Origin of the sequence: Microbacterium sp. NPDC058389 (assembly GCF_042722305.1) — a bacterium.
GTDB lineage: Bacteria > Actinomycetota > Actinomycetes > Actinomycetales > Microbacteriaceae > Microbacterium.
The window spans coordinates 160,055-171,302 of sequence record NZ_JBHXJQ010000001.1 but is presented as its reverse complement, the minus strand read 5'-3'; the positions used below and the strand labels follow the sequence as shown (position 1 = coordinate 171,302).

Here is an 11,248-nt window from a genome sequence, read left to right as displayed (position 1 = left end):
TGTTTGGGGCGGCCCCCCCCCCCGGTTGCGGGGGGGGCGCCCCGGGTGGCGCCCCGGGCCCGCGGTTGCGCCCCACCGTCTCCCCCCTCCTTTCGGGGGCTGGCCGCCCCGCCCCCCCACCCCCTCTTCTCATGTCTCAGCGGGTGAGGATGAGCGCGTCGCCCTGACCTCCGCCGCCGCACAGCGCGACCGCGGCCGTGCCGCCGCCGCGGCGGACCAGTTCGTGCACCGCGTGCACCACGAGCCGGTTGCCCGACGCGCCGATCGGGTGCCCGATCGCGATTCCGCCGCCGTGCGGGTTGACGACGTCGTCGGCGAGGCCGAGCTCGTGCTGCGACCGAGCGACGACGGCGCCGAACGCCTCATTGATCTCGACCATGTCGAGATCGGCCGGCGAGATCCCCTGCTTGGCGCACGCCTTCTCGATGGCGCGCGCCGGCTGCGCGTGCAGCGAGTTGTCGGGGCCGGCCACCTGGCCCGAAGCGCCGACGACGGCGAGCACCGGCCAGCCGTTGGCGTCGGCGTGCGAGCGCGAGGTCAGCACGACGGCAGAGGCGCCATCCGAGATCTGCGACGAGTTGCCGGCGGTGATCGACCCGCCCGCGGCGAAGGCGGGCCGCAGGCCGGCGAGGGTGTCGACGGTCGTCTCCGGCCGGATGCCCTCGTCCTTCGTCACGACGACCGGGTCGCCCTTGCGCTGCGGGATCTCGACCGGCACGATCTCCGCGTCGAAGACGCCCGCCTGCTGCGCGGCGGCCGCGCGCTGGTGCGAACGCGCGGCGACGGCATCCTGGTCCTCGCGGGTGACCGCGAAGCGCTCGTTGTGGCGCTCGGTCGACGCGCCCATGCTCTCGGCGTCGTACGCGTCCGTGAGGCCGTCGTACGCCATGTGGTCGAGCACCTCGATGGAGCCGTACGCCCAGCCGTCGCGCGAACCCATCAGCAGGTGCGGCGCGCGCGTCATCGATTCCATGCCGGCGGCGACCACGACCGTGGCGTCGCCGACGGCGATCATGCGCGCGCCGTCGATGATGGCGGTGAGGCCCGACAGGCACACCTTGTTGACCGAGCCGGAGTGGACGTCCCACGGGATGCCGGCGCCCACGGCCGCCTGGCGCGCGGGGTTCTGCCCCGCCCCGGCCGCGAGCACCTGGCCGACCAGCACGGCGTCGACGGCGTCGGCGGGGATGCCGCCCTGCGTCAGTGCGCCGCGGATGGCGGCGCTGCCGAGCTGCACGGCGGTGAGCGGTGCCAGCTGCCCCTTCAGGCGCCCCTGCGGGGTCCGCGCGGCGGCGACGATGACGATGTCGTCGTGGTTCATGATTCCTCCTCGAGCGCGTCCGCGACGCGGAGTGCGGGTTCTGTCGCGGCGATCACCTCGGCGACGGTGACGCCCGGAGCCGTCTCGACCAGCACGAGCCCGGCATCCGTCACGTCGATGACCGCGAGGTCCGTGATGATGCGGTCGACCACCCCGCGCCCGGTGAGGGGCAGCGAGCACTCGTCGACGATCTTGGCGGAGCCGTCCTTGGCGACGTGCTCCATGAGCACGATGACCTTCGCGGCGCCGTGCACGAGGTCCATCGCGCCGCCTGGGCCCTTCACCATCTTGCCCGGGATCATCCAGTTGGCGAGGTCGCCGTTCGCCGACACCTGCATCGCGCCGAGGATCGCGGCGTCGATCTTGCCGCCGCGGATCATGCCGAAGCTCGTCGCCGAGTCGAAGAAGGCCGCACCGGGAAGGGTGGTGACCGTCTCCTTGCCCGCGTTGATGAGATCGGGGTCGACGTTCTCCTCGGCCGGGTACGGGCCGACGCCGAGGATGCCGTTCTCGGACTGCAGCACGACCGTGACGCCGTCGGGCACGTAGTTGGGCACCAGCGTCGGCAGTCCGATGCCGAGGTTGACGTAGGCGCCGTCGGCGAGCTCGCGCGCCGCACGTGCGGCCATCTCGGTGCGGGTGAGCGCCATGTCAGGCTCCTTCCGGGGTGACGGGGGCGGCGACGGTGCGCCGCTCGATGCGCTTCTCGATGCCGGAGCCGACCTCGACGATGCGGTGCACGTAGATGCCGGGGAGGTGGATGCCGTCGGGGTCGAGTTCGCCCGGCTCCACGAGCTCCTCGACCTGCGCGATGCACACGCGGCCCGCCATCGCGGCCAGCGGGTTGAAGTTGCGGGCGGCCTTGTTGAAGACGAGGTTGCCGTGGCGGTCGCCGCGCAGCGCGTGGACGAGCGAGAAGTCGGTGACGATCGCCTCTTCGAGCACGAAGTCGCGAGCGGTGCCGCCGACCTCGAAGGAGCGGACGTCCTTGACGGGCGACGCGACGGCGATGCTGCCGTCGGCGGCGTACTTGCGCGGCAGGCCGCCTTCGGCGACCTGGGTGCCGACGCCGGTCTGCGTGTAGAACGCGGCGATGCCCGAGCCGCCCGCCCGCAGCTTCTCGGCGAGGGTGCCCTGCGGCGTGAGCTCGAGCTCCAGCTCGCCCGACAGGAACTGCCGCTCGAACTCCTTGTTCTCCCCCACGTACGACGACGTCATCTTGCTGATGCGCTTGGCGTTCAGCAGCACGCCGAGCCCCCAGTCGTCGACGCCGCAGTTGTTGCTCACGATGCGGAGGTCGCTCGTCCCCTGTGCGAGCAGCGCCTCGATGAGCGCGATGGGGTTGCCCGACAGTCCGAACCCTCCCACCGCGAGAGACGCGCCGTCGGGGATGTCGGCGACGGCCTCGGCCGCCGAGCCCCAGGTCTTATCGATCACGTGCCACTCCTTCGTTGCGGATCCCTCTCATCCTCATCCGATCGCGGCACCGGCGCGAGCGGCCGCTTGCCATGTGGATCACCCATCGCCTAGCGTCCATATCGTGGACACAACGAAGCGCAGCGTGCCCGGCGCGCAGTCGGTGGCGCGGGCAGCGCAGCTGCTGCGACTCGTCACATCCGCCGGCGACGAGGGGATGCCGGTGGCCGAGCTCGCGCGTCGCGCCGACCTCACCCGCCCGACGACGCACCGGCTGCTCTCGGCACTCCGCCACGAGGGTCTCGTCGACCAGGACGAGCGGACCGGACGGTGGATGCCGGGTCCCGAGCTCTTCCTGATGGGCACGGTCGCGGCATCCCGCTATGACATCACCGCGATCGCCCGCGACATCGTTCGCTCGCTCGCCGTGCGCACCGAGGAGAGCGCGTTCCTGTCGGTGCGCCGCGGCGACGAGACGGTGTGCCTCCTGCGTGAGGAGGGCAGTTTCCCGATCCGGTCGTTCGTGCTCTCGGAGGGGGTGCGGTTCCCGCTCGGCGTGGCCTCGGCGGGCCTGGCGATCCTGGCGTTCCTGCCGCCCCACGATGTGGACGCCTACTTCGAACGGCATCCCTCGCTCGCGGACGACTGGGGCGTCGCCCACAGCGAGCCGCGGCTGCGCGCGCGGCTGCGCGACACGCAGGAGCGCGGCTACGCCGTCAACCCGGGGCTCATCGTCGAGGGCTCGTACGGGCTCGGCGCCGCGGTGTTCACGCGGGAGGGCCACCCCCAGTGGGCGCTGAGCCTCACGGGCGTCGAGTTCCGATTCGGTCCTGACCGGCTCCCCGAGCTCGGGCGCACCCTCCTGGCGCACGCGCACCAGCTGACGACGCGCATCGCGGCGTCCCGTTAGCGCGGCCGTGCCGCGGCACGCTCGGAGATCTCGCGAGGTTCGGGCGGATCCCGCCCGAACGTCCGCGTGTCGCGAGATCGCCGAGTCTGCCGCGCCCGCTCAGCCCTCGGCGGCGAGCTCCTCGCGCACGGCACCGGCGACGACCTCGGCGCCGCCGGGCGACATCACGATCGTGTAGTGGTTGAGGCCGTCGATGCGCTCGTGGCGCACGTCGGGGTACTCCCCCAGGAGCCGGGCGAGGTGCTCAGGCGCATACAGTCCGGGCGGCTCGTCCTGCAGGCCGCGCGGCACGGTGAGAAGGCGGGTCGGATGCCGCAAGCCGGCGAGCGCGCCGGGCAGGGCGGTCCCGGTGTTCATGTCGACGGTGTCGTCCGCGGTCGTGGCGTAGCTGGTCGCGGGGCGGAAGGCGCCCTCGCCGTCGGGCACGAGGTCGTAGGCGAGGTACCGCTCGAGTTCGGGCGTCCAGGCCTGCGCGAACGCCGGGTGGGCGCGCCAGAAGTCCAGGTAGTCGGCTGGACCCGTGAACCTCATCGAGAGCCGGGCGGCCGTCGGGCCGAGGATGCCCGCGACGAGTTCGTCGGTGCTGAGCCCCGCGGGGACGTCCAGCGGCAGCCCCCCGTCCACGAGCACGAGCCGCGACACCCGGTCGGGGTGCAGATGCGCGAACACGACCGACACGAAGGCGCCCATCGAGTGCCCCACCACGACGGTGCGGTCGAGGTCGAGCGCGTCGAGCAGCGCCGCCAGGTCGGCGGCGTGCGCGGCCATGCCCGCGGGACCCTCGAGCTCGTTGCTGCGTCCGCGGCCGCGCAGGTCCGGGGCGACCAGCCGCACGCCGGGCAGCCGGTCGACCACGAACGGCCATGCGAGGTGCGAGGCGGTGACCCCGTGCACCAGCAGCACGGTCGGCGCGTCGGGACCGGCATCCAGCGGTTCCCACACCCCGACGTGCAGGCGGCCTCCGTCGACAGGGACGTCGAGCTCGCGATACTCGTGCGCGCGGGTGCCGGCCGTCACCGTGCCGTCCATCCGCCGTCGATGGTGTAGGACGCGCCCGTGGCCATGCCCGCCTTGTCGGAGACGAGCCAGCCGGCGAGCGAGGCGACCTCGTCGGCCTCGACGAGCCGCTTGACCGCGCTCTCGGTGAGCATGATCTTCTCGACGACCTCGCTCTCCGGGATGCCGTGCACCTTCGCCTGGTCGGCGATCTGCTTCTCGACGAGCGGGGTGCGCACGTACGCGGGGTTGATGCAGTTGCTCGTGACGCCGTGCGGGGCGCCTTCGAGGGCCGTCACCTTCGAGAGGCCCTCCAGACCGTGCTTGGCCGAGACGTAGGCCGACTTGAACGCGCTGGCTCGCAGCCCGTGCGCGCTGGAGATGTTGACGATGCGACCCCAGCCGCGCTCGTACATGCCGGGGAGCGCCGCACGGATCAGCAGGAACGGCGATTCGAGCATGAGCCGCAGCAGCAGCCGGAACGTGTCGGGGTCGAACTCCGTGATCGGCGACACCCGCTGGATGCCGGCGTTGTTGACCAGGATGTCGACGTCGAGCGTCAGCTCGTCGAGCGCGCGCGTGTCGGACAGGTCGACCACCCAGGGCTCGCCGCCGACGGCGGCTGCGGCATCCGTCGCGGCGTCCGCGTTCAGATCCGCGATGATGACGTGCGCGCCGCGCCCGGCGAACTCGTGCGCGCACGCGAGGCCGATGCCGCTCGCACCACCCGTCACGAGGGCGCGCCTGCCGGCCAGGTCCTGGTCTGTCATCGGTCTTCCTCCTCGGTTCCTGTGCTCGTCGAAGGGCGCGGTGCGAGCGCGTTGTCGATGAACCGCGTCATGCCGGTGAACACCCGCGGATCGAGCTCGGCGGGCGGCTTGCCGTCGGCGTCGCGCTCCCACAGCAGGAAGCGCATGCCGATCAGCTCGCCCATGCCCATCAGCGCCCATGCGGTCGTCTCGGGGTCGAGGGCGCGGTCGACGTCGCCGGTCGCCTGCGCGGCGCGGAGCCCTGCCTCGTAGCCCTCGACGATGCGGGTGTAGTGCAGGCGCAGCACCTCGGGCGACACGAACTCCGCCTCGCGCACCACGCGGTACAGCGCAGGGTGCTCGGCGGTGAAGCGGAAGAACCCCGCGAACCCCGCGCGCTCGGCCTCCAGGCGGCCGGAGGCGCCCGACATCGCCTCCGACATCGAGTGGCGCACGCGACGGTTGAGGTCGAGCACGAGCGCCTCGAAGATCGCCTGCTTGCTGTCGAAGTACAGGTAGAACGTGCCCAGTCCGATGCCTGCGCGCTCGGTGATCTTGACGATGGATGCCTCGTGGTAGCCCTGTTCGGCGAACACGAGCTCCGCCGCCTCGAGCAGACGGCGGCGGGTCGCTTCGCCGCGTTTGGTCAGCGGTCGGCCTGTCGCGGACGACACCAGCTCCTCGTGGTGCTCGACGATCTCGTCGGACATACTCATCAGGACTCCCCCCTGCTCGGTGTGCGGCTCTCCACCCGCACGTGTGCCCCGGCATCGACGCGCAGGGCCCGCGCCCGTTCGCGCAGTCGTGAACGCGCGAGCTTCTCGATCGTCGACCGCGGCAGCTCATCGACGAACTCGACGTGCACCGGGATCTTGAACGCCGCGAGGTTGCGCCGCGCGTGGGCGAGCACCTCGTCCGCTGACAGCGCGGCACCGGCGACGGGGACGACGAACGCGACCCCGCGCTCGCCCCACACGTCGTCCGGCACGCCGACGACGGCCGTCGCCTCCACCAGCGGATGCAGGCACAGCGCGTACTCGACCTCGGCGGGCGCGACGTTCTCGCCACCCGAGATGTAGATGTCTTTCAGACGGTCGACGACGCGGTACACGCCGTCGGCGTCACGCGCGACGAGATCGCCGCTGCGCAGCCATTCACCGCTCATGGCGCGCGCCGTCGCCGCGTCGTCACCGAGATACCCGGCGAACACGCTCGGCCCGCGCACCCACAGCTCGCCCGTCGCCTCGCCCTCGAGCGTGAGCCCGGTCGCCGGATCGACGACGCGCGCTGAGACGTGCGGGTACGGACGTCCCACCGCGCCGGGAGAGGCCGCGGCCTCGGCGGCCGGCAGGTGCAGCACGTTGGGTCCCGCCTCGGTCAGGCCGTATCCCTGCGTGAGCGGCAGCCCGCGCTGCGCCCACGTCTGCTGGAGCTCCACGGGCATCGTGGCGCCGCCGACCAGCGCGAGCCGCAGCGACGAGGTGTCGGCCGAGGCCGCGTCGCGTTCGGCAGCGAGCATCGCATACTGGGTCGGAACGCCCATCATCGCCGTGATGCCACGGTCCGCGATCAGCTGCAGCACGCGGGCGGGCTGGAACGACCGCTCCAGCACGACGGTCGCGCCGACCCACCACGCCAGCAGCGGCTGGCAGTTCCAGGCCGCGACGTGGAACTGCGGCAGCATCGCCAGCACGACGTCGTCCTGCGTCAGCGGAAGCGCCTGCGCGAGCGCGAGATTGTTCCAGAAGCAGTTCGCGTGCGTGAGCACGACGCCCTTGGGCGCCGCCTCGCTCCCCGAGGTGAAGATGATCAGCAGCGGGTCGTCGTCGCGGACCGGCCGGCGCGTGCGCGGCCGCTCCGACGGAACAACGGATGCCTCCACTCCTGTCGTGCCGAGCACCGCGGTCGGCGGCATCCGGTCGGCGATCCGCAGCGCCTCACCCGCGAGCGACTCGTACTCGTCCTCGACGAGCACGAGCGCAGGATCCGACCGCGTCAGCACGTCGGCGAGCTCGCGCGGCGTGAGCCGCCACGACAGCGGCACGAAGGCGATGCCGGCCACGGCGCAGGCGAAGAACGCCACGACATGATCGGTCGAGTTGCCCGACACCGTGGCGATGCGGTCGCCCGGGCCGTACCCCGCGTCGCGCAGCGCGTCGGCGAGAGCCGCCGCGCGCGCGGCGAGCACCGCGTAGTCGGTCGTGACACCGCGATCGTCGATCGCGATCCGCTCCGGCGAGCGCGCCGCACGGTCGATCAGCCAGCGGCCGATGGTGTGCGGCCCGTCGTCCGTCTCGGGGTCGGCGGTCCACGTCATGCGCGCACTCTTTCCGAGGCTGCGGCGCCGGTGACCGGCGTCTCGCCGGCATCGTCCGCGTCGTCGAGCTGCCGCAGCGCACCACGGGTCTTCTCGCCGCGCGCACGGCGCACGGCCGAGTCGATGGTGCCGGCGATGCCGCCCGGCAGGAACATCACGACGACGATGAACAGGACGCCGAGGAGGAACAGCGGCTCCGACAGCGGCACGCGCAGCCAGTCCGGAAGACCGGCGATCGCGTCGGATCCGGCGAGGACCGTGAGTCGCTGATCGAGCAGCGTGTAGAGCACACCGCCAACGATGGCACCCCATCGGAATCCGACGCCACCCAGCACCACCATCACGAGGACCGTGATCGTGAGGTCGGCCGAGACCGACCGGGGCACCGTGCCGGACTGCAGCAGCATGTAGGCCACTCCGGCGAGGCTCGCGAGTCCCGCGGCGATCACGAAGACGATGAGCTTCACGCGGTACGGCGAGAGGCCCAGCACGCGCACCCGCTGCTCGTTCTCGCGTGTCGCACGCGCGAGATGGCCCAGCCGCGAGGTGTCGACCCACAGCGTCACGAGATAGACGACCACCAGCACCGCGAGGGTGAACCAGTACAGGTTGCGCGTGTTGATCACGCCGATGAGGAAGTCGGGGACCTGCTCGGTGTTGAGGCTCAGCCCCTCCTCGCCGCCCGTGATCTGCGAGTTGCGGCGCACGAGCACCGAGCCGGCCTGCGCGAAGGCGAGTGTCACCATGGCGAACGGGATGCCCGACACACGCATCGAGACGGCGCCGGTCGCCAGGGCGATCACCATGCCGCCGACGAGTGCGATGAACACGCCGGGCCACAGCGGCACACCGAAGTGCTCCAGTGCGATGCCGAGCCCGTACGCGCCGGCCCCGAAGTACAGGGCGTGGCCGAACGACAGCATCCCGCCCGATCCGAGCAACAGGTTGTACGACAGCGCGAGCGCCGCGAACACCATGCACAGCGACAGCAGGGCGAGCGTGCCCGGCATGTAGGTGGGCGTGGGGAGGATGCCGGGAAGCGACAGGTTCAGCAGCGGCAGCACCGCCATGAACACGACGAGCGCGGCGCCCACGACGGCGGGGATCCACCGCCCCGGTTGTTGAGCCCGACGAAGCATCATGCCCTCTTTCCGAGGAGTCCGGTCGGCCGCACCAGCAGCACGAGCGCCAGCAGGATCACGACGATGAAGTCGCCCGTGCCGCCGAGGTAGAAGTTCGCGAACTGCTGCAGCACGGCCACGAGGACCGAGGCCACGGCTGCGCCCGTGAGCGAGCCGAGGCCGCCGACGACAGTCACGATGAACGCGAAGATGAGGAGCGTCTGCCCGAGGTGGGCCGACACGAACGTCGAGTAGTGCATCGCGAGCACTCCCCCGATGCCGGCCGCCGCCCCGCCGATCGCGAAGACGAGGGTGAAGGAGCGTCGCACGTCGATGCCCAGCGCCGTGACCATCGAGCGGTTCTCGACCCCGGCGCGGATGATCATGCCGTAGCGCGTCTTCTGCAGGAAGAGCACCAGCGCGGCCAGCACGAGCACCGCGGCGATCATCAGGACCCAGTAGGTGTTCGGGATGCGGGCGCCGAGCACCTCGGTGGTCTGCTTGAGCCACGACGGGCCCGAGATGTGCACGGGGTCGGTGCCCCAGATGCCCTCGAAGAGCGCGACCGCCGCGAACGAGAGGCCGACGGTGACGAGGACCTGCTCGATGTGCCGCTCGTACAGCGGGCGGATCAGGACCAGTTCGGTGAGGGTCGCGAAGACCGCGCCGACACCGGCCCCGACCAGCAGCGACAGCAGGAACGATCCCCATGAGTCGGTGCCGAGCGCCTGGGCCACCATCCAGCCGACGAAAGCGCTGAGGGTGAGGAAGGCGCCGTGCGCGAAGTTCAGCACGTGCATGAGCCCGTAGATGAGGCTCAGGCCGCTCGCGACGAGGAAGTACAGGGCGCCGAGGCCGACGCCGGTGATGAGGGTGAGGACCAGGGTGCTCATGATGCGGTGTGCTCCACGTGGACGCCGAGGAGGCGGCGGGTGAGGTCTTCGTCGTCGAGGATCTCGCGCGCCTTGCCGACATGTGCGACCCGGCCGCCCGCAACCACGACGGCGTCGTCGGCGAGGCGACGGACCACCTCGAGGTTCTGCTCGACGAGGAGGATGGGGACGGTCTTCGACGCCTCTTCGAGCGCGTCGGCGACCTCGGTCACGATCTTGGGCGCGAGTCCCTTCGTGGGCTCGTCCACGAGCAGCAGCCGGTTGTCGTTGAGCAGAGCCCGGGCGACCGACACCATCTGCTGCTGGCCGCCCGACAGCGTGCCCGCGGCCTGGTCGCGACGCGCCACCAGGTCGGGGAACAACTCGGCGACGAACTCGCGACGCGGGTTGCGCTGGCGTTCGGCGAGCGCGAGATTCTCGGCGACGGTGAGCTTCGAGAACACCTCGCGGTCCTCGGGCACGTAGCCGACGCCACGACGGACGATGCGGTGCGTGGGGATCCCGTCGATGCGCTCGCCGGCCAGGCGGACCTCGCCGCGCCGGGAGACGAGTCCGAGGATGCCGCGCAGCGTCGAGGTCTTGCCGACGCCGTTGCGGCCGAGCACCGCGGTGATGCCCGTCGCAGGCACGTCGAACGAGACGTCCTCGACGACCTGCTGCCCGGCGATCGTGCAGCGGAGGTTCCGTACGGTCAGGATCGGTTCCGCGCTCATGCCGCCTCCACCCCCGAGCCGGTGCCGAGATAGGCGCTCTGCACGAGCGCGTTCTCCATGACCCGCTGCGGGGTGTCGTACGCGATGATCGTGCCGAAGTACATCACCGCGACCTTCTCGACGAGGCCCATGAGCACGTCGATGTGGTGCTCGACCATCAGGAGCGTGCAGCCCTTCTCGCGCTGCATCTCGCGGATGTTCTCGACGAGTCCCGGCACGTCGCCCGAGGCGACGCCGGCCATCGGCTCGTCCAGCAGCACGATGCTCGCCTCGGTGGCCAGCAGCACCGCGATCTCGAGCTTGCGCTTGTCGCCGTGCGAGATGTCGCCGGCCAGCGCCTCGAGCTTGTGGCTCAGCCCGACGGCGTCAAGCTTGGCCAGCGCGAGTTCGGTGGCGGCGTCCGACCGCTTCGGGAATCGCAGCAGCGACCCGGAGCCGCCCAGCGACACCTGGGCGGCCAGCCGCACGTTCTCGAGCACCGACAGCTTCGGGAACAGGCTCGATGTCTGGAAGGTGCGCCCCAGTCCCGCCCGCGCCCTCGCGGGCACCGACGCCGTCGTGATGTCGCGGTCGTCCAGCAGGACGCGGCCGGCGGTGGGCTTCATGAGCCCGGAGATCACGTTGAAGAGCGTGGTCTTGCCGGCGCCGTTGGGACCGATGACGCCCACGAGGGAGCCGGCGGCGACGTCGAGTTCGACGTCCTTGAGGATCGTCGCGCCGCCGATCTGCAGGCCGAGGCCTTCGATCTTCAGCGGAGAGCCGCGGCGCGCGGTCTCCGCGGCGGGCGCGGACGGGACTGAGGTGCTCATCGT

At 71.5% G+C, this 11,248-nt stretch carries 12 protein-coding genes; 1 reads left to right on the top strand and 11 read right to left on the bottom strand.

Annotation, left to right across the window (positions count from 1 at the left end; translation table 11 throughout):
- Positions 1-136 precede the first annotated feature (136 nt).
- From ACFWJ8_RS00945 to ACFWJ8_RS00935, 3 genes are read right to left on the bottom strand one after another with little or no spacing between them, the layout of a single operon-like run.
- A complete protein-coding gene (locus ACFWJ8_RS00945; protein ID WP_378807848.1) occupies positions 137-1,321 on the bottom strand; it encodes an acetyl-CoA C-acetyltransferase in 1,185 nt (394 codons plus the stop codon).
- Positions 1,318-1,971 (bottom strand): CoA transferase subunit B, encoded by a 654-nt coding sequence (locus ACFWJ8_RS00940; protein ID WP_378807846.1) that lies wholly within the window; start codon positions 1,969-1,971, stop codon positions 1,318-1,320. Before ACFWJ8_RS00940 ends, ACFWJ8_RS00945 begins: the two co-directional genes overlap by 4 nt.
- A 1-nt stretch (position 1,972) precedes the next feature.
- Positions 1,973-2,758 (bottom strand): CoA transferase subunit A, encoded by a 786-nt coding sequence (locus tag ACFWJ8_RS00935; RefSeq protein ID WP_378807844.1) that lies wholly within the window; start codon positions 2,756-2,758, stop codon positions 1,973-1,975.
- Between the two features lie 103 nt (positions 2,759-2,861).
- On the opposite strand from ACFWJ8_RS00935, the gene ACFWJ8_RS00930 reads away from it, so the two are divergent.
- Positions 2,862-3,647, top strand: a complete 786-nt coding sequence (locus ACFWJ8_RS00930; RefSeq protein ID WP_378807842.1) for an IclR family transcriptional regulator — start codon at positions 2,862-2,864, stop codon at positions 3,645-3,647.
- A 99-nt stretch (positions 3,648-3,746) separates the two neighbouring features.
- Here ACFWJ8_RS00930 and ACFWJ8_RS00925 read toward each other — a convergent pair whose 3' ends face one another.
- Genes ACFWJ8_RS00925 through ACFWJ8_RS00890 form a run of 8 tightly spaced genes read right to left on the bottom strand, consistent with a single transcriptional unit; the run spans position 3,747 to position 11,245 of the window.
- Positions 3,747-4,676, bottom strand: a complete 930-nt coding sequence (locus ACFWJ8_RS00925; RefSeq protein WP_378807839.1) for an alpha/beta fold hydrolase — start codon at positions 4,674-4,676, stop codon at positions 3,747-3,749.
- The gene (locus tag ACFWJ8_RS00920) at positions 4,661-5,413 is read right to left on the bottom strand and encodes a 3-hydroxybutyrate dehydrogenase (protein ID WP_378807837.1); all 753 of its coding nucleotides are present in this window, start codon (positions 5,411-5,413) and stop codon (positions 4,661-4,663) included. Before ACFWJ8_RS00920 ends, ACFWJ8_RS00925 begins: the two co-directional genes overlap by 16 nt.
- Complete coding sequence (locus ACFWJ8_RS00915; protein ID WP_378807835.1) at positions 5,410-6,108, bottom strand: TetR/AcrR family transcriptional regulator; 699 nt, start codon at positions 6,106-6,108, stop codon at positions 5,410-5,412. The genes ACFWJ8_RS00920 and ACFWJ8_RS00915 overlap by 4 nt, the downstream gene beginning before the upstream one ends.
- Entirely contained in the window at positions 6,108-7,709 is a 1,602-nt protein-coding gene (locus ACFWJ8_RS00910) for a class I adenylate-forming enzyme family protein (protein ID WP_378807833.1), read from the bottom strand. The genes ACFWJ8_RS00915 and ACFWJ8_RS00910 overlap by 1 nt, the downstream gene beginning before the upstream one ends.
- The gene (locus tag ACFWJ8_RS00905; protein WP_378808645.1) at positions 7,706-8,848 is read right to left on the bottom strand and encodes a branched-chain amino acid ABC transporter permease; all 1,143 of its coding nucleotides are present in this window, start codon (positions 8,846-8,848) and stop codon (positions 7,706-7,708) included. The genes ACFWJ8_RS00910 and ACFWJ8_RS00905 overlap by 4 nt, the downstream gene beginning before the upstream one ends.
- Positions 8,848-9,723 (bottom strand): branched-chain amino acid ABC transporter permease, encoded by an 876-nt coding sequence (locus tag ACFWJ8_RS00900; protein WP_378807830.1) that lies wholly within the window; start codon positions 9,721-9,723, stop codon positions 8,848-8,850. Before ACFWJ8_RS00900 ends, ACFWJ8_RS00905 begins: the two co-directional genes overlap by 1 nt.
- Entirely contained in the window at positions 9,720-10,436 is a 717-nt protein-coding gene (locus ACFWJ8_RS00895) for an ABC transporter ATP-binding protein (RefSeq protein WP_378807827.1), read from the bottom strand. The genes ACFWJ8_RS00900 and ACFWJ8_RS00895 overlap by 4 nt, the downstream gene beginning before the upstream one ends.
- A complete protein-coding gene (locus ACFWJ8_RS00890) occupies positions 10,433-11,245 on the bottom strand; it encodes an ABC transporter ATP-binding protein (RefSeq protein WP_378807825.1) in 813 nt (270 codons plus the stop codon). The genes ACFWJ8_RS00895 and ACFWJ8_RS00890 overlap by 4 nt, the downstream gene beginning before the upstream one ends.
- Positions 11,246-11,248: the final 3 nt, after the last annotated feature.

Coding starts and splice junctions, on each gene's coding strand:
- ACFWJ8_RS00910 (WP_378807833.1), bottom strand. CDS start 7,709: ATGACGTGGACCGCCGACCCCGAGACGGACGACGGGCCGCACACCATC.
- ACFWJ8_RS00900 (WP_378807830.1), bottom strand. CDS start 9,723: ATGAGCACCCTGGTCCTCACCCTCATCACCGGCGTCGGCCTCGGCGCC.
- ACFWJ8_RS00920 (WP_378807837.1), bottom strand. CDS start 5,413: ATGACAGACCAGGACCTGGCCGGCAGGCGCGCCCTCGTGACGGGTGGT.
- ACFWJ8_RS00940 (WP_378807846.1), bottom strand. CDS start 1,971: ATGGCGCTCACCCGCACCGAGATGGCCGCACGTGCGGCGCGCGAGCTC.
- ACFWJ8_RS00905 (WP_378808645.1), bottom strand. CDS start 8,848: ATGCTTCGTCGGGCTCAACAACCGGGGCGGTGGATCCCCGCCGTCGTG.
- ACFWJ8_RS00945 (WP_378807848.1), bottom strand. CDS start 1,321: ATGAACCACGACGACATCGTCATCGTCGCCGCCGCGCGGACCCCGCAG.
- ACFWJ8_RS00890 (WP_378807825.1), bottom strand. CDS start 11,245: ATGAGCACCTCAGTCCCGTCCGCGCCCGCCGCGGAGACCGCGCGCCGC.
- ACFWJ8_RS00925 (WP_378807839.1), bottom strand. CDS start 4,676: ATGGACGGCACGGTGACGGCCGGCACCCGCGCGCACGAGTATCGCGAG.
- ACFWJ8_RS00915 (WP_378807835.1), bottom strand. CDS start 6,108: ATGAGTATGTCCGACGAGATCGTCGAGCACCACGAGGAGCTGGTGTCG.
- ACFWJ8_RS00895 (WP_378807827.1), bottom strand. CDS start 10,436: ATGAGCGCGGAACCGATCCTGACCGTACGGAACCTCCGCTGCACGATC.